12 protein-coding genes and 2 pseudogenes are annotated in these 15,750 nt (G+C 70.9%); 4 read left to right on the forward strand and 10 right to left on the reverse strand.

The window, feature by feature from the left end; all coding sequences use genetic code 11:
* Positions 1-4 precede the first annotated feature (4 nt).
* Positions 5-318: pseudogene (locus tag ABT001_RS26625) on the reverse strand (aldehyde dehydrogenase family protein); the annotation flags it as partial.
* 54 nt (positions 319-372) lie between these two features.
* Positions 373-561: pseudogene (locus ABT001_RS26630) on the reverse strand (ATP-grasp domain-containing protein); the annotation flags it as partial.
* Positions 562-673: 112 nt separating this feature from the next.
* Here ABT001_RS26630 and ABT001_RS26635 point away from each other — a divergent pair.
* The 4 genes from ABT001_RS26635 (at position 674) to ABT001_RS26650 (ending at position 7,299) form a co-directional block, all read left to right on the forward strand.
* Positions 674-2,365 carry a thiamine pyrophosphate-binding protein gene (locus ABT001_RS26635; RefSeq protein WP_351282253.1) on the forward strand — a complete coding sequence of 564 codons (1,692 nt, stop codon included), beginning with the start codon at positions 674-676 and terminating at the stop codon, positions 2,363-2,365.
* 16 nt (positions 2,366-2,381) lie between these two features.
* Entirely contained in the window at positions 2,382-3,620 is a 1,239-nt protein-coding gene (gene frc, locus ABT001_RS26640; protein ID WP_351282256.1) for a formyl-CoA transferase, read from the forward strand.
* 2 nt (positions 3,621-3,622) lie between these two features.
* Positions 3,623-5,791 carry an acetate--CoA ligase family protein gene (locus ABT001_RS26645; protein WP_351282258.1) on the forward strand — a complete coding sequence of 723 codons (2,169 nt, stop codon included), beginning with the start codon at positions 3,623-3,625 and terminating at the stop codon, positions 5,789-5,791.
* 116 nt (positions 5,792-5,907) lie between these two features.
* Entirely contained in the window at positions 5,908-7,299 is a 1,392-nt protein-coding gene (locus ABT001_RS26650; protein WP_351282261.1) for an OFA family MFS transporter, read from the forward strand.
* A 70-nt stretch (positions 7,300-7,369) separates the two neighbouring features.
* Here the strand turns inward: ABT001_RS26650 and ABT001_RS26655 are convergent, their stop codons facing one another.
* The 8 genes from ABT001_RS26655 to ABT001_RS26690 are packed head-to-tail and all read right to left on the reverse strand — an operon-like array spanning position 7,370 to position 15,585.
* Complete coding sequence (locus ABT001_RS26655; protein WP_351282263.1) at positions 7,370-8,440, reverse strand: sugar phosphate isomerase/epimerase family protein; 1,071 nt, start codon at positions 8,438-8,440, stop codon at positions 7,370-7,372.
* 40 nt (positions 8,441-8,480) lie between these two features.
* On the reverse strand, positions 8,481-9,908 hold the full coding sequence (locus tag ABT001_RS26660; RefSeq protein ID WP_351282266.1) for an alkaline phosphatase family protein: 1,428 nt from the start codon (positions 9,906-9,908) through the stop codon (positions 8,481-8,483).
* On the reverse strand, positions 9,905-11,080 hold the full coding sequence (eboE, locus tag ABT001_RS26665) for a metabolite traffic protein EboE (protein WP_351282268.1): 1,176 nt from the start codon (positions 11,078-11,080) through the stop codon (positions 9,905-9,907). Before eboE ends, ABT001_RS26660 begins: the two co-directional genes overlap by 4 nt.
* A 3-nt stretch (positions 11,081-11,083) precedes the next feature.
* Positions 11,084-11,932, reverse strand: coding sequence for a TatD family hydrolase (locus ABT001_RS26670; RefSeq protein WP_351282271.1), 849 nt, complete (start codon positions 11,930-11,932; stop codon positions 11,084-11,086).
* Positions 11,932-12,573 (reverse strand): EboA domain-containing protein, encoded by a 642-nt coding sequence (locus ABT001_RS26675; protein ID WP_351282274.1) that lies wholly within the window; start codon positions 12,571-12,573, stop codon positions 11,932-11,934. Before ABT001_RS26675 ends, ABT001_RS26670 begins: the two co-directional genes overlap by 1 nt.
* Positions 12,567-13,430, reverse strand: a complete 864-nt coding sequence (locus ABT001_RS26680) for a sugar phosphate isomerase/epimerase family protein (protein ID WP_351282277.1) — start codon at positions 13,428-13,430, stop codon at positions 12,567-12,569. The genes ABT001_RS26675 and ABT001_RS26680 overlap by 7 nt, the downstream gene beginning before the upstream one ends.
* Positions 13,427-14,470 carry an SCO3242 family prenyltransferase gene (locus ABT001_RS26685; protein WP_351282280.1) on the reverse strand — a complete coding sequence of 348 codons (1,044 nt, stop codon included), beginning with the start codon at positions 14,468-14,470 and terminating at the stop codon, positions 13,427-13,429. Before ABT001_RS26685 ends, ABT001_RS26680 begins: the two co-directional genes overlap by 4 nt.
* Positions 14,467-15,585: an inositol-3-phosphate synthase gene (locus ABT001_RS26690; protein WP_351282288.1), complete on the reverse strand. Its 1,119-nt coding sequence runs from the start codon at positions 15,583-15,585 to the stop codon at positions 14,467-14,469. Before ABT001_RS26690 ends, ABT001_RS26685 begins: the two co-directional genes overlap by 4 nt.
* Positions 15,586-15,750: the final 165 nt, after the last annotated feature.

Below are 15,750 nucleotides of genomic sequence, written 5' to 3' on the forward strand. Positions count from 1 at the left end.
GGCACTACGGCATGAGGTGGTGGTCCGGGAAGTTGCCCGGCAGCCTCTCCTCCCCCGGGCCGTCCGTCACGGCCCGTACGAGCAGTTCGCCGCCGACGAACGCGCCGCGCCACGAAGCGCCGAAGCCCCCGCCTTGGTGGCGCTGATCAACGGGCCGAAGTCCAGGGCGGGGAGCGGGTCCGAGGGGTGCTCCACCGCGAGGGGGTGGCCGGTACGGAGGGAGCGTACGGCGGGGAGGTAGGCCGCCAGGAAGTCCGCGAAGAGGGAGCGCTGGACGACGAAGCGGGGGTAGGCGGTGCAGCGTTGCTTGCCGTAGTCGGCGGCGACCTTCACCTCGCCGGCCTTGCCCCGGCCACCCACTTTCACCTGCGCCTTCACCACGACGCGGCCGCCGAGCCGTTCGGCCGCCGCGTGCACGGCGGACCGGTGGTGCACCACCTCGGCGTCCGGTACGTCGATGCCGTGATCCGCGAAGAGTTGCCTTGCCTGGTGCTCGTACAGATCCGTAGCCACTCCCGATCGTGCCGATTGTGAAAGTGCCGCACGCCCCCTGGACACCACCCACCGGATGCGGGATAACAAGCTTCATACAGTATTCGTCGACTGTATGCAATGTACCGCGAGAGCGGCGCACCGGCTCCCGCGCTCCCCTACGAAGGGACAGGACATCGCCATGCCCGAGGACAGCCAGGACAACCAGAACCTCATCTCCGGTGGGCACTTGGTCGCCAAGGCACTCAAGGCGGAGGGGGTGGAACGCATCTACACCCTCTGTGGCGGCCACATCATCGACATCTACGACGGCTGCGTCGACGAGGGCATCGAAGTCGTCGACGTACGGCACGAGCAGGTGGCCGCCCACGCGGCCGACGGATACGCCCGGATCACCGGCAAACCGGGGTGTGCCGTCGTCACCGCGGGGCCCGGGACGACCGACGCCGTCACCGGTGTCGCCAACGCCTTCCGCGCCGAGTCACCGATGCTCCTGATCGGTGGTCAGGGGGCGCACACCCAGCACAAGATGGGCTCGCTCCAGGACCTGCCGCACGTCGACATGATGACCCCCATCACCAAGTTCGCGGCCACCGTGCCGGACACCGCGCGGGCGGCGGACATGGTGTCGATGGCGTTCCGGGAGTGCTTCCACGGGGCACCCGGACCCTCCTTCCTGGAGATACCGCGCGATGTGCTCGACGCGAAGGTGCCGGTGGGTAGGGCACGTGTCCCGGAAGGCGGCCGGTACCGGGCGTCCACCCACTCGGGAGGCGATCCGGCCGACATCGAGAGGCTCGCCGATCTGCTCGTCCACGCCGAGAAGCCCGCCATCCTGCTGGGCAGCCAGGTCTGGACGACGCGGGCCACGGACTCGGCCACCGAGCTCGTCCGGACCCTCGACATCCCCGCGTACATGAACGGTGCGGGCCGCGGCACCCTGCCGCCCGGCGACCCGCACCACTTCCAGCTGTCACGGCGCTACGCCTTCTCCAACGCCGACCTCATCGTGATCGTGGGGACCCCCTTCGACTTCCGGATGGGCTACGGCAAACGGCTCTCCCCGGACGCCACCGTCGTCCAGATCGACCTGGACTACCGGACCGTGGGCAAGAACCGGGACATCGACCTCGGGATCGTCGGCGACGCGTCGGTCGTGCTGAAGGCGGTGACGGAGGCCGCGAGCGGGCGCATCAACGGCGGATCGGCTCAGCGCAAGGCATGGCTGGACGAACTGCGGGCCGCCGAGCAGACGGCGATCGAGAAGCGGCTGCCCCAGCTGAAGTCGGACGCCTCGCCCATCCATCCGTACCGGCTGGTGAGCGAGATCAACCAGTTCCTGACCGAGGACTCCATCTACATAGGGGACGGCGGCGACATCGTCACCTTCTCGGGGCAGGTCGTCCAGCCCCGCACCCCCGGCCACTGGATGGACCCGGGGCCGCTCGGCACGCTCGGGGTCGGTGTGCCGTTCGTGCTGGCAGCCAAGCAGGCCAGGCCCGACAAGGAAGTGGTGGCGCTCTTCGGGGACGGCGCGTTCTCCCTCACCGGGTGGGACTTCGAGACGCTGGTCCGCTACGACCTCCCCTTCGTCGGGATCGTCGGCAACAACTCCTCGATGAACCAGATCCGTTACGGCCAGAAGGCCAAGTACGGCGACGAGCGCGAGCGGGTCGGCAACACCCTCGGGGACGTCCACTACGACAAGTTCGCCCAGATGCTGGGCGGTTACGGCGAAGAGGTGCGCGACCCCGCGGACATCGCCCCCGCGTTGCGGCGGGCGCGCGAGTCGGGGCTCCCCTCGCTCATCAACGTCTGGGTCGACCCGGACGCGTACGCCCCCGGAACGATGAACCAGACCATGTACAAGTAGCAGAGGAGCCGTTGGCATGACCAAAGCTCTTGAGGGCGTACGCGTCCTCGACATGACGCACGTACAGTCCGGGCCCTCCGCCACCCAGTTGCTCGGCTGGCTCGGGGCGGACGTGGTCAAGCTGGAGGCGCCGAGCGGCGACATCACCCGCAAGCAGTTGCGGGATCTGCCCGATGTCGACTCCCTCTACTTCACGATGCTCAACTGCAACAAGCGGAGCATCACCCTCAACACCAAGAGCGAGCGCGGCAAGGAGATCCTCACCGAGCTCATCCGCCGCAGCGACGTGATGGTGGAGAACTTCGGCCCCGGCGCCGTGGACCGCATGGGGTTCACCTGGGAGCGGATCCAGGAGATCAACCCCCGGATCGTCTACGCCTCCATCAAGGGCTTCGGCGAAGGCCCGTACACCAACTTCAAGGCGTACGAGGTCGTCGCGCAGGCCATGGGCGGTTCGATGTCCACCACCGGCTTCGCCGACGGGCCGCCGCTCGCCACCGGCGCCCAGATCGGTGACTCGGGCACGGGGATCCACGCGGTGGCCGGCATCCTCGCCGCCCTGTTCCAGCGCGAGAACACCGGGCGCGGGCAGCGGGTGAACGTGGCGATGCAGCACGCGGTGCTCAACCTGTGCCGGGTCAAGCTCCGCGACCAGCAGCGACTGGAGCACGGGCCGCTCGCCGAGTACCCGGAGGCCCAGGACACGGCCGACGCCGCCGAGGTGCCGCGCAGCGGCAACGCCAGCGGCGGCGGCCAGCCGGGATGGGCGGTGAAGTGCGCGCCGGGCGGACCCAACGACTACGTGTACGTCATCGTGCAGCCGGTCGGCTGGAAGCCCCTGTCCACGCTGATCGGCCGGCCCGAACTGGCCGACGACCCCGAGTGGGCGACGCCGGAGTCCCGGCTCCCGAAGCTCGGCAAGATGTTCCAGCTGATCGAGGAGTGGTCGGCGACGCTCCCCAAGTGGGACGTCCTGGAACAGCTCAACGCGCACAACATCCCGTGCGGTCCGATCCTCTCCACCAAGGAGATCGTCGAGGACGAGTCCCTCGCCGCCAACGAGATGGTGGTCCGGGTCGAGCATCCCGAACGCGGCGCCTTCACCACGGTCGGCAGCCCGCTGAAGCTGTCCGACTCCCCCGTCGACATCGTCACCTCCCCGCTGCTCGGTCAGCACAACGCGGAGGTCTACGTCGGCGAACTGGGCCTGGGCGACGAGGAACTGCGGCTTCTGAAGACGAACGGAGTCATCTGAGCATGGCCGGAACAGTCGAGACACAGGAACAGGACCAGCGGGAGGAGCGCGTCAGGGCGCTGCTCGACCGTGTCCGGGGCGAGGGGCGCAGCGCGCTCACCGCCCCGGAAGGGAAGATCGTCGCCGACGCGTACGGGATCACGGTTCCGGGCGAGGGTCTGGCCCACGACGTCGACGAGGCGGTGGCACTGGCCGACCGGCTCGGCGGGCCCGTCGTGCTCAAGATCGTCTCTCCCGACATCCTGCACAAGACGGATGCGGGTGGCGTCGTGGTCGGGGTGACGGGTGCGCGGGAGGTACGTGCGGCGTTCCGCACCGTCGTGGAGAACGCGAAGGCGTACGCGGCCGAGGCGCGCATCGAGGGCGTCCAGGTGCAGCAGCTGGTGCCGCCCGGCCAGGAGGTCATCGTCGGGGCGGTCACCGACCCGACGTTCGGGAAGGTGGTGGCGTTCGGCCTCGGCGGGGTGCTGGTCGAGGTGCTCAAGGACATCACCTTCCGGCTGGCTCCGGTGACCGCGGACGAGGCGCGCTCGATGCTCGACTCGATCGGTGCCGCGGAGATCCTCAGGGGGGTGCGGGGGGCGCCGGCCGTGGACCGGTGGGCGTTGGCGGAGCAGATCCGCAGGGTCTCCCGGCTGGTCACGGACTTTCCCGAGATCTCCGAGGTCGACCTCAATCCCGTCATCGCGTCGCCGGAGGGGGCGGTCGCCGCGGACATCCGGATCCTGTTGGCGACCGAGGAGCCGAAGGTGCGGCGCCGCTACAGCCGGGAGGAGATCCTCCTATCGATGCGCCGGCTGATGGAGCCGCGCTCGGTGGCGGTCATCGGTGCTTCCAACGAGCGGGGCAAGATCGGCAATTCGGTGATGCGCAACCTCGTCGACGGCGGTTTCACGGGCGAGATCCATCCGGTGAACCCCAAGGCCGATGACATTCTCGGCCGCAAGGCGTACAAGAGTGTCACCGACGTTCCGGGTGAGGTGGATGTGGCGGTCTTCGCGATCCCCGCCAAGTTCGTCGCGTCGGCGCTCCGGGAGGTGGGCCGTAAGGGGATCCCCAACGCCGTGCTCATCCCGTCCGGCTTCGCCGAGACGGGCGAACATGCCCTGCAGGACGAGATCGTGGCGATCGGCGAGCAGTACGGCGTGCGGCTCCTCGGGCCGAACATCTACGGCTACTACTCGACGTGGCAGGACCTCTGCGCCACGTTCTGCACTCCGTACGACGTCAAGGGCCCGGTGGCGCTGACCTCGCAGTCCGGCGGCATCGGCATGGCGATCCTGGGGTTCGCGCGGTCGACGAACACGGGTGTCTCGGCGATCGTCGGGCTCGGCAACAAGTCGGACATCGACGAGGACGACCTGCTGACCTGGTTCGGTGAGGACCCGAACACCGAGTGCATCGCGATGCACCTGGAGGACCTCAAGGACGGGCGGGCGTTCGTGGACGCGGCGCGGGCGACCGTGCCCAGGAAGCCCGTCGTGGTCCTCAAGGCGGGGCGGACGAGCGCGGGTGCCAGGGCGGCCGGTTCCCACACGGGCGCACTGGCCGGTGACGACGCGGTGTACGACGACATCCTGCGGCAGGCGGGCGTGATCCGGGCGCCTGGTCTGCACGACATGCTGGAGTACGCGCGGGCCCTGCCCGTGCTGCCGGCGCCCAAGGGCGACAACGTCGTGATCATCACGGGGGCGGGCGGTTCGGGGGTGCTCCTGTCGGACGCCATAGTCGACAACGGGCTCTCGCTGATGGAGATCCCGCCGGACCTGGACACGGCGTTCAAGGCGTTCATCCCTCCGTTCGGCGCGGCCGGGAATCCGATCGACATCACGGGTGGTGAGCCGCCGTCGACGTACGAGGCGACGATCCGGCTGGGGATGGAGGATCCGCGGATCCATGCGCTGGTGCTGGGTTACTGGCACACGATCGTCACGCCTCCGATGGTCTTCGCGGAGCTGACGGCCCGGGTGGTGGAGGAGTTCCGGGCACGGGGGATCGAGAAGCCCGTCGTGGCGTCGCTGGCGGGTGACACGGAGGTCGAGGAGGCGTGCGCGTACCTGTTCGCCCGGGGGGTCGTGGCGTATCCGTACACCACGGAGCTGCCCGTCGCCGTGCTCGGCGCGAAGTACAGGTGGGCCAGGGCCGCCGGACTGTCGGGTGGTGACCGATGACCTGATGACGACGCTCGAACCACGGGGGTCCGCGGCGTACCACGCGGACCCCCGCGCGAAGCGAGAACGGGCAGGGGGCGCCGGCCACTTCTTCCACGCAAGGGGTTCGATCGACAATGACGACAACTGGTATCTCCACATCCGTCCCCTTCAGGGAGGTGACGGACGCCAACGGCCGGACCTACCGGCTCGGCGAGAGCGACATCGACATCATGGGCCGCAAGCGCAAGTGGATGGTCATCCTGCCGTGGGTCGGCATGATGGGCATCAGCTCGGCCGAGTACGCGTTCGCGTCGGCGGAGGACACCCTGCACCACGCGCACAACTGGGACAGCGGTCACATCTACTGGATGATGACCGTCTGGGTGTTCTTCCAGGCCGCGGTCGCGATGCCCGCGGGCAGGCTGCGGGAGACCGGCAGGCTGCCGGCCCGCTGGGCGATGATGCTCGGCGCGACGGGAACCCTCCTCGGCTATCTGTCCCTGGCGTACGCGCCGCACGTGATCGTCGCGTACATCGGCTTCAGTGTGTTCTCCGGCATGGGCGCGGGCATGGTCTACGCCACCTGCGTCAACATGGTCGGCAAGTGGTATCCGGAGCGCAAGGGCGGCAAGACGGGCTTCGTCAACGGTGGTTTCGCCTACGGTTCGGTGCCGTTCGTCTTCATCTTCACCGGTTTCATGGACATCACCAACTTCAGGTGGGTCCTGGTCTCGGTGGGTGTGTTCCTGGCCGCGCTCGTGGCCTGCGCCGGCTTCTTCTTCCGGGACCCGCCGAAGAACTGGTGGCCGGCGGAGATCGACCCGCTCAATCCGCCCGAGGACCCGCGGGCCCGTCGTGCGCTGGAGAAGAACCCTCCGGCCGTCAAGCAGTACTCCCCCGGCGAGGCATGGCGGACCGGCCGCGTGGCACTGATGTGGTGCTGCCTCGCCTGTACCTCCGGCGTGAACATCTTCGGTATCGCCTTCCAGGTCGACATCGGCCAGGACGCGGGCTTCGCCGCCGGGATCGTGGCCACCGCCATGTCGCTCAAGGCGATCGTCAACGGCACCGGGCGCGGCGTCATCGGCTGGCTGTCCGACCTCTACGGCCGCAAGCAGTGCCTGATCTACGTCTGCGTCATCCTGGGGCTCGCCCAGTTCGGCATCATCTGGTCGGCCGAGATGAAGAGCCTGCCCCTGTTCCTGCTCTTCTCCGCGATCTCCGGCTTCGGCGGCGGCGCCATCTTCCCGATGTTCGCCGCGATGACCGCGGACTACTTCGGTGAGAACAACAACGCCACCAACTACGGCATGGTCTACAGCTCCAAGCTCGTCTCCGGACTCGGCGCCGGCATGGGCTTCATGGTCGTCGACGCCTGGGGGCTGAACGGCGCGTTCATCCTGGCGGGCAGCATCTCGTTCTTCGCGGGGTTCCTCTCCCTGTTCCTGGCAGCACCCGGCCGGGACCGAAGGGGCAACCCGCTGGTGAAGGCCGCCCCGGCCCCGATCATCCGGGACACCGACTGATCGCACGTCCGCGGACACGCGTGGGGCCCGGTTCCCGGAACCGGGCCCCACGCGTGACCGTCGTCCGGCGTCAGTCCCCGCAGCGTCCCTGGCGGAGCGAGTGCAGGTGCTCGCTGGACTTGCGGGCGAAGGCGAGGGACTCGACCGGGTTGTCGTGCTCGGTCTGCCAGTGGTGGTAGGTGCGCCCCCGGTTCGTGCGGGAGGTGACCCGGCTCAGGAAGTTCTTGTAGTCGATGTCCCCGTCGCCGACGTCGGTCATCCTGTAGCCGTCGCGGACGGAGTCGTCGCGCGTGCCGTCCTTGACGTGGAACAGCGGGTAGCGGTCGGGCTGCTTGAGGACGTAGTCGATGGGGTTGAAGGGCGCGGGGGTGCCGTCCGCCCGCTTGCCGAAGCGGAACTGTGCGCAGAACGCCCAGTAGATGTCCAGCTCGAGATAGACCAGGTCGGGGTCGGTCTCGGCGAGCAGGACGTCGTAGAGGCGCACCTTGGGGTCGTCGGTGGCGAAGGAGAACTCCTCCGCGTGGTTGTGCTGGTAGAACTTCATGCCGCGCTTGCGCGCGGCGGCGCCGTAGGTGTTGAAGTCCTCGGCCGCGCGCTTCCACCCGTCGACGGTGGAGCCGTAGCGGAAGGGTCCGGACGCGGTGCCGATGTGCTTGAGGCCGAGGGCCTCGGCCTCGTCGAGGACCTTGGTGAGGTTCTGCGCGAAGGAGTAGGCGTCGGGGTTGTTGTCGTCGTAGTAGTTGACGTGGCTGCCGATGGGGTTGAGGCCGTGGTCCTTGGCCAGCCGCTTGAGCTGGGCGAGGGTGATGGCACCGGCCGAACCCTGGGTGTACCCGGCGAACTCGATCTCGTCGTAGCCGTACTTCTCCAGTTCGGCGAAGACCGGGGCGAAGCCGAGGGTGGAGACCTTGTCGCGGAGGCTGTAGAGCTGGATGCCGAGGCGGCCGGGAGGCAGGACGGCACGGCCCTTGCCCTTGCCGTGCTCGTGGCCGTGTCCGTGTCCGTGGCCGCCGTGCGGGCCCGAAGCCTGGGCGGCGGCGCCGCTGAGGAGGGTCGCGGCGGTGGCTCCGGCGGCGACACCCAGGACGTTGCGACGGCTGAGTCTGCGCGAGAGCTCGGGGTCCTTCGGCGTGCGGCTCATGATCACGTATCTCCCTGTGAACGTGCGGGCGGGCGGATTGTCAGTGCAGTCCGGCAAGCTGGAGCAGCAAGGACTTCACTTCGGTGGCCTGGACGCGGCCGGAGAACGCGTGGGGGGTGGAGCAGAGGATGAGCGGACCTTCGTCGTCGCTCGTGGGAAGGCGGCCGTGGCTGCCGCGAATAGGTGAGGGGTCCAGGGGCACGACCGCCATGCGGTAGCGCATCCCGAGCTTCTTGCGGGCGACCGCGGAGGCCGCCCTGACCCGGACGTAGGGGTCCTGGGGGTCCATGAACAGCTCGACCGGGTCGTAGCCCGGTTTGCGGTGGATCTCGACGAGCTGCGCGAAGTCGGGCGCCATGTCGTCGTCGAGCCAGTAGTAGTACGTGAACCAGGCGTCCTTCTCCGCGACGGCGACGAGTTCACCGGAGCGGGGATGGTCCAGGTGGTGGGCCTTCTTGCCCTCGTCGTCGAGGAGTTCCTCGATGCCGGGGAGGTCCGCGAGGGCCTCCCGGGTCGCGTCGAGGTCCTCCGGCCGGCGTACGTAGACGTGGGCGAGCTGGTGGTCGGCGACCGCGAAGGCCCGGGACGCCATCGGGTCGAGGTACTCCATGCCGTCCTGGGTGTGGACCTCCAGCAGGCCGGCGCGGCGCAGGGCGCGGTTGATGTCGACGGGCCGGTCGACCTTGGTGATCCCGTACTCGGAGAGGGCCACGACGGTGCGGCCCTCGGCCCTGGCGTCGTCGAGCAGGGGGGCCACGGCACGGTCGAGGTCGGCCGCGGCCCGGTGGGACCGCGGGTCGTCGGGGCCGTAGCGCTGGAGGTCGTAGTCGAGGTGCGGGAGGTAGCAGAGGGCCAGGTCGGGGGTGCGGGTGGCGAGGATGTGCCGGGTGGCGTCGATGATCCACTGCGAGGAGACGAGGTCGGCGCCGGGGCCCCAGAAGTGGAAGAGGGGGAAGGTGCCGAGCTTCTCGGTCAGTTCGTCGTGCAGGGCCGGGGGCCTGGTGTAGCAGTCGGGTTCCTTGCGGCCGTCGGCGTAGTACACGGGGCGGGGGGTGACGGTCCAGTCGGTGTCGGCGCCCATCGCGTACCACCAGCAGATGTTGGCGACGGTGTAGCCGGGGTGGGCGCGCCGGGCGGCGTCCCAGAGCTTGTCGCCGGCGACGAGCCCGTTGTGCTGCCGCCACAGGAGTACGTCGCCGAGCTCCCGGAAGTACCAGCCGTTAGCGACGATGCCGTGTTCGGAGGGGGTGGTGCCGGTGAGGAAGGTGGACTGCGCCGCGCAGGTGACGGCGGGCAGGACGGTGGAGAGGGGTGCCTGCGCGCCGGTGCCGGCCATGGCCCGGAGGTTCGGCATGTGCCGGAGCAGCTGGGGAGTGAGGCCCACGACGTCGAGGACGAGGAGCGGGGTGGGGCGGGTGCCGTCTTCGGGGGCGGCGGTGGGCGCGTTCACGGGATCAGGGGCGGTCACGGTAGCTCCTTCAGTCCGAGGTCGACGAGGAGGTCGCGGGCGAGGGTGAGTTCGGCGGCGATGCCGTCGGCGAGCTGGGTACGGGTGCGTGGCCGCAGCTCGGCGGGGAGCGCCTGCCAGGTGTACGTCTCGACTTCGAGGTGGCGGGTGAGGGGCGCGGGCCCGCCGACGAGCCGGTTCAGCACGGACTGGAGGACGGGGAGCGTGGAGTTGAGCGGTGGTGCGGGGGGCGCGTGCAGGGGGACGTGGAAGTGGGAGCGCCAGGGCGTGTCGTCGGGGAGGACACCGCCGGAGACCGCCTCGTCGAGGTCGTCGGTCCCGCGCAGGCCGGAGGGGGTGAGCGTGCGTGTCTGGTGCAGGAAGCGGGGTTCGGCGAAGGCGCCCAGCGCGGCGCGCACCTCGGGCAGGTGCGGGTGTTCGGCGTGCAGCGCCGCGGAGAGCTGGGCCTTGGCCACGGGGACCCCGGCCGTGTGCAGGGCGTCGAGTGCGGTGTCCGGGTCCTCGAAGGAGGTGGCGAGGTGGCAGGTGTCGACGCAGATGCCGATGCGGTCGTGGCCGACGTCGGCGAGCGGGCCGATGGCGTCGGCGGTGGTCTCCACGGTGCAGCCGGGTTCGGGTTCGAGGCCGATCCTGATGGACTTGCCCGTCAGTTCGGCGAGGACGTCGAGGCGTTGCGCGAGCGTGACGAGTGCCTTCTGCGCGGTCGCGGCGGCCGTGGGATCGTCGGCGAAGGGGGTGCGCCAGGCGATCGGCAGGGTCGAGATGGTGCCTTCGACGACGTCGTCGGGGAGCAGTGCGGCGAGCAGCCGCGCCAGGTCGGTGGTGTGGGAGAGGCGCTCGGGGTCGGTCCAGTCCGGTGTGTAGACCCGGTACTTGACCTCCTGGGCCCCGAAGCCCTCGTAGGGGAAGCCGTTGAGGGTGACCACTTCGAGGCCGCGGTGGTCCAGTTCGCCGCGCAGCGAGCGCAGTGCGGCGGGGTCGTTGATCAGGGCGCGGGCCGCGTCCTTGGCGAGCCAGAGACCGATGCCGAGGCGGTCCCGGCCGAGTCGTCTGCGTACGGGTTCGCAGTGGTCGCGGAGTTGGGCGCGGACTCCTTCGAGGGTCTCGGCGGGGTGCACGTTGGTGCAGTAGCTGAGGTGGACGGTGGAGCCGTCGGGGTGGCGGAAGCGCATGGTTCACTCCCCGCCGCGGAGGATGGAGTTGCCCTCGTGGAGCGGGCCGGGGGCGACGGTGTCGAGCTGGAGCCGGCCGCTCTGCCCGTAGAAGGCGACGGGGTTGCGCCAGAGCACCTTGTCGACGTCGTCCTCGTCGAATCCGGCCTTCAGCATGGTGTCGGCGACCTTGCGGGTCTTCAGCGGGTCGCTCTTCCCCCAGTCGGCGGCGGAGTTGACGAGGATCCTGTCGGTGCCGTGGTTCCGCAGGACCGTGATCATGCGGTCCTCGTCCATCTTGGTGTCCGGGTAGATGGAGAAGCCCGCCCAGCAGCCGCTGTCGAGGGCGTCCCGGACGGTCGTCTCGTTGAGGTGGTCGAGCAGGACCAGTTCGGGAGCGAGGTCGGATTCGCGGATGACGTCGATGGTGCGGTGCAGGCCGGCGAGCTTGTCGCGGTGCGGGGTGTGGACGAGCGCGGGCAGCCCGTGCTCCGCGGCGAGTTGGAGCTGCGCGGCGAGCGCGGTGTCCTCGGCGGGGGTCATCGAGTCGTAGCCGATCTCACCGACCGCGACGACGGAGTCCTTGACGAGGTAGCGGGGCAGGGCGTCCAGCACGGGGGTGCAGCGGGGGTCGTTCGCTTCCTTGGGGTTCAGGGCGATGGTGCAGTGGTGGGCGATGCCGTACTGGGAGGCACGGAAGGGTTCCCAGCCGAGGAGGGCGTCGAAGTAGTCGAAGAAGCTGGCGGGCGAGGTGCGTGGCTGGCCGAGCCAGAAGGAGGGTTCGACGAGTGCGCGGACCCCGGCGTCGTACATCGCCTGGTAGTCGTCCGTGGTGCGGGAGCTCATGTGGATGTGGGGGTCGAAGATCCTCATCAGGACTCCTCCGGAGCGGTGGGGGCGGGGCCGGGGACGGGCGCCGGGGCCGTGAGGTCGAGGACGGTGCGCAGGCCGACGGGTACGGCGCGCCCCGCGGCGGTGCGCTCGTCGGCGAAGTCGTTGAGCATGCGTGCTAGTTCGGCGTCACCGCGAGCACGTTCGCCGAGTCGGTCCAGGGCCTCGACGGGGACCTCGGTGAAGAGGCATTTGAGGACGGCGTGCCGCCAGCCGTGTGCGTCGAGGTGGGCGGCGCCGTAGGGGCCGACGGCGGCAGCGACGAGCCGGGTGTCGTTGGTGCGCAGGGCGTCCTCGACGAGCGGGAGCGCGGTCGCGCCGAGCTCGAGCCGGTGCAGGGTGAGAAGGACGGCGCGGCGTTCGGCGGCGGTGCCCTGCTCGTAGAGACGGGTCACGGCGGGCAGGTCCGCGCGGGCCTCGACGAGCAGCAGCGCGCGTACGGAGTCGGCGTTCTCCAGCCCGCAGTGCCGTCCGGCCGCGGCGAACCGCAGTTCCCACGGCGGGTTGCCGCTGTCCGCGCCGGGATGGGCGGCGGCGTGCGCGGCCTCGGCGAGCGCTTCGTCGAGCCAGGCCCTGGCGGCCCCGGGGAGCCGGTCGTCGAGTTCCTCGCGGCTGGTCAGCACGGTGCTCCTCCGTCCGTCGTCCCGGTGGCCCGGCGAAGGAAGTCGATGGAGTGGCGGGCGAGCTCGGGGCCCGCGTGGGAGTGCCGGGGCAGTTCGACGACGGTGAGGCCGGCGTAGCCGGTCGCGTCGAGCGCTTCGAGCACCGGCGGGAAGTCGATCTCGCCGTCACCGAAGGGCAGGTGCTCGTGCACCCCGCGCCGCATGTCCTCGATCTGGACGTGGCGCAGCCAGGGGGCCGCTGCTTTCACGCAGTCGACGGGTGAGGCGGGTTCCAGGCATTGGCAGTGGCCTATGTCGAGGGTGAGCCCGAGCGGCGCCGGGTCGCCGAGGAGGGTGCGGAGGTGGTGGAAGTCCGCGAGCGTGGCGAGGAGGTGGCCGGGTTCCGGTTCGATCGCGACGGGGACGCCCGCGCGGCCGGAGGCTTCCAGTACGGGGGCGAGTGCGTCGGTCAGCCGGTCCCACGCGGTGTCCGTGGTGGTGTCGGGCGGGGTGATGCCGCTGAAGCAGTGCACGGCGTGGGCGCCGAGGTCGGCGGCCACCTCGACGGCCCGTACGAGGAGTGCGGTGCGGGCCGCGCGCGCCTCGGGGTCGGGGTCGAGGAGCGAGGGGCCGTGCTTGCGCCGGGGGTCGAGGACGTAGCGCGCGCCGGTCTCGACGGTGACGCCGAGGCCCAGTCCGGTGAGTCTGCGGGCCACCTGGCGGGTGCGGGCGGAGAGGTCCGGGGCGAGCGGGTCGAGGTGCATGTGGTCGAGGGTCAGGCCGACCCCGTCGTAGCCGAGGTCGGCGAGGAGGCCGAGGGCGTCGTCGAGGCGGAGGTCGGTCAGGCCGTTGGTGCCGTAGCCGAGGCGGAGGGTCATGTGGGGCTCACCTTCCGGGCGAGCGCGCGGGCGAGGGGGACGAGCCCCATGACCGCGAGCCCTTCGACGGGTGCCCCGGCTCTGGTCGCGAGTGCGGCCTGCAGCGGGATCATCGCCCGGATGCCGCCGCCGACGGCGCGTTGGGTGAGGGGCGGGGACGGGTTGAGGGCGGCGTGGAACAGCGGGACCGCTGAGGTGCGGAGGTACACGCCGGTGAAGGCGGGGAGCTGCAGCCGTGCGGAGGTGGTGCGGGGCGGCTCCCCCGGCATCGGCCGGCCGCGCAGGACGGCGGCCCCGAGTCCGGCGACTCCGGCCAGCGCCGCGAGCGGCGCGGTGGTGGAGCCGCCCTGCGCCTCGTGCCGGGAGACGGCGGTCACGGCGTACGTGTGCGCGCCGAGCACGAGGGCGGCGGGGAGCGCGGCGGAGGGGGTGCGGGCGGTGGCGGGCCGGTTCCCGGGCGCCGATGTCGCCGCCGTCGCGCCGAGCAGCAGGTCCAGGGTGCGGGCGGTGGCCATCGCGGCCGGTCCGAGCTTCGTGTGCTTGAGGTGCAGGTCGTAGGCCCAGACTGTGGCCGCCAGTCCGGATGCCACCGCCAGGGCGGGGCGGCCGGCGCGGGCCGCCAGCGCGAGGCCCGCCGCCGTCAGGACACCGGCCGCGGCCAGGGCGGCCCCCGGCGCGACGCGGCCCGAGGGGATCGGGCGGTGCGGGCGGTCGACCGCGTCCTCCGCGCGGTCCGCCCAGTCGTTGAGGGCCATGCCCGCCTCGTACAGGCACAGCGACGTGCCGACCGCGAGCGCCGTGCCCCGGCCGGGCCGCAGCCCGACGGCGGCCGCGCCGGCGAGGGCGTCGCCCGGCACGCTGAACAGCGCGGACACGCGCAGCAGTTCCGCCCAGGCCCGCAGGCGAGCGCGGGGGCCGGGCCTGTCCGGTGCGGGCGCAGTCCCACCCGCACCGGACAGGCTGTACGGGGGCGTCGCCCTGCGGGAGACGAACAGTCCCGGAGCCGCTGTCACCGCGGCGAACAGCCGCAGCGGCTTCACCGGGCTGCCCGCAGACGCTCGGCGAAGGCCAGCAGTTCCGCGTACTGCTCGGACAGCGCGGCCGGTCCGCCGTCCGGGTCCTTGAAGTAGAAGCCCAGTTCGGGCCGTGGTCCCGTCAGGCCGGTCTCGTGGGCGCGGGCGAGCAGCCGGGCCAGGTCCAGGACCAGCGGTGCGGCGAGGGCGGAGTCGCAGCCCTGCCAGATGGTCTGGAGGATCATCCGTGAGCCGAGGAACCCGTCGAAGGCGATGTGGTCCCACGCCGTCTTCCAGTCCCCCATCGCCGGTACGTCGTCGATGTGGACCTCCCCCTCGGGGGCGGCCCCGAGCGTGTCGGCGAGTACGCGCTCCTTGCCCGCGTTCTTGGCGGCGGCAGCGGCGGGATCGGCCAGCGCGGCGCCGTCCCCGCCGCCCAGCAGGTTCGTGCCCGACCATGCCCGCACCGGCAGGGCACGCTGGACGAACATCGGCGCGAGCACGGAGCGGAGCAGGGTCTGGCCCGTCTTGCCGTCGCGTCCGGCGTGGGGAAGCCCGCAGGAGTCGACGGCGTCCCGGAGGTGCGGGCTGCGCAGCCCCGTGGACGGGGTGAAGTTGACGTACGGGCAGCCGGCGCGGAGCGCGGCCGCCGCGTAGAGGGAGCTGGCGGGCAGCCGTGAGTCGTCCTCACCGGGGGCCGGTTCGGTCGAGGCGACGTTGATGACGACCGTGCGGGTCAGGCCGTGGCGCCGGCCGAAGTCCTCGATGTCGGCGGCGAAGGCGGTGATGAGCTCCTCGTCACCGCGCGTGTCGCCGGGCAGCGGTCCGCCGGGCCGTATCTCCGCGTCGGCGGAGGTGAGTTCGGCCTCCACGGCCGAGGGCAGTCCGTACGGGAGCACTCCCCCGGCGGCGAGGGCCTCGGCCCGCTTGGGCAGGGGGCAGTCCAGGGTGTCGTGCCCGCCGAAGACCAGGGCGGTCAGCGGTGGCAGTCCTGTGTCGTTGAAGGGTGGTGTCTCGGTGACCATGCCGGTCGGCGGGTGCAGCCCTGCCGCGATGGCCGCGCACCCCGCGGTGGCGGTGGTGGCGACGGAGCCCCGTGCTCCGATGAACCAGACTCCGGTACGAACGGCATGTGCGGTCACGGGCTGCCTCCCAGGGGGGATGAAGAGGGGTGGGGTGGGGCGGTGGGCGGGGAAGCACAGCCTTCCCCGTGTGGACGCGGTGAACCGGTCGGCGACCTCGCGGGCGATGGCCGCGCCGGCCTCGGAGAGCTCGTGGATCCTGCCGGGGATGTCGTACTCGCCCAG

This window comes from Streptomyces sp. NPDC002793 (assembly GCF_040295485.1).
In the GTDB taxonomy this organism is placed as follows: Bacteria; Actinomycetota; Actinomycetes; order Streptomycetales; family Streptomycetaceae; genus Streptomyces.

Excerpts from the sequence above, each read along its gene's own strand:
- ABT001_RS26655 (WP_351282263.1), bottom strand. The coding sequence starts at position 8,440 with ATGAGCCGCACGCCGAAGGACCCCGAGCTCTCGCGCAGACTCAGCCGT.
- ABT001_RS26645 (WP_351282258.1), top strand. The coding sequence starts at position 3,623 with ATGGCCGGAACAGTCGAGACACAGGAACAGGACCAGCGGGAGGAGCGC.
- ABT001_RS26650 (WP_351282261.1), top strand. The coding sequence starts at position 5,908 with ATGACGACAACTGGTATCTCCACATCCGTCCCCTTCAGGGAGGTGACG.
- ABT001_RS26635 (WP_351282253.1), top strand. The coding sequence starts at position 674 with ATGCCCGAGGACAGCCAGGACAACCAGAACCTCATCTCCGGTGGGCAC.
- frc (WP_351282256.1), top strand. The coding sequence starts at position 2,382 with ATGACCAAAGCTCTTGAGGGCGTACGCGTCCTCGACATGACGCACGTA.
- ABT001_RS26680 (WP_351282277.1), bottom strand. The coding sequence starts at position 13,430 with ATGACCCTCCGCCTCGGCTACGGCACCAACGGCCTGACCGACCTCCGC.
- eboE (WP_351282268.1), bottom strand. The coding sequence starts at position 11,080 with ATGCGCTTCCGCCACCCCGACGGCTCCACCGTCCACCTCAGCTACTGC.
- ABT001_RS26670 (WP_351282271.1), bottom strand. The coding sequence starts at position 11,932 with ATGAGGATCTTCGACCCCCACATCCACATGAGCTCCCGCACCACGGAC.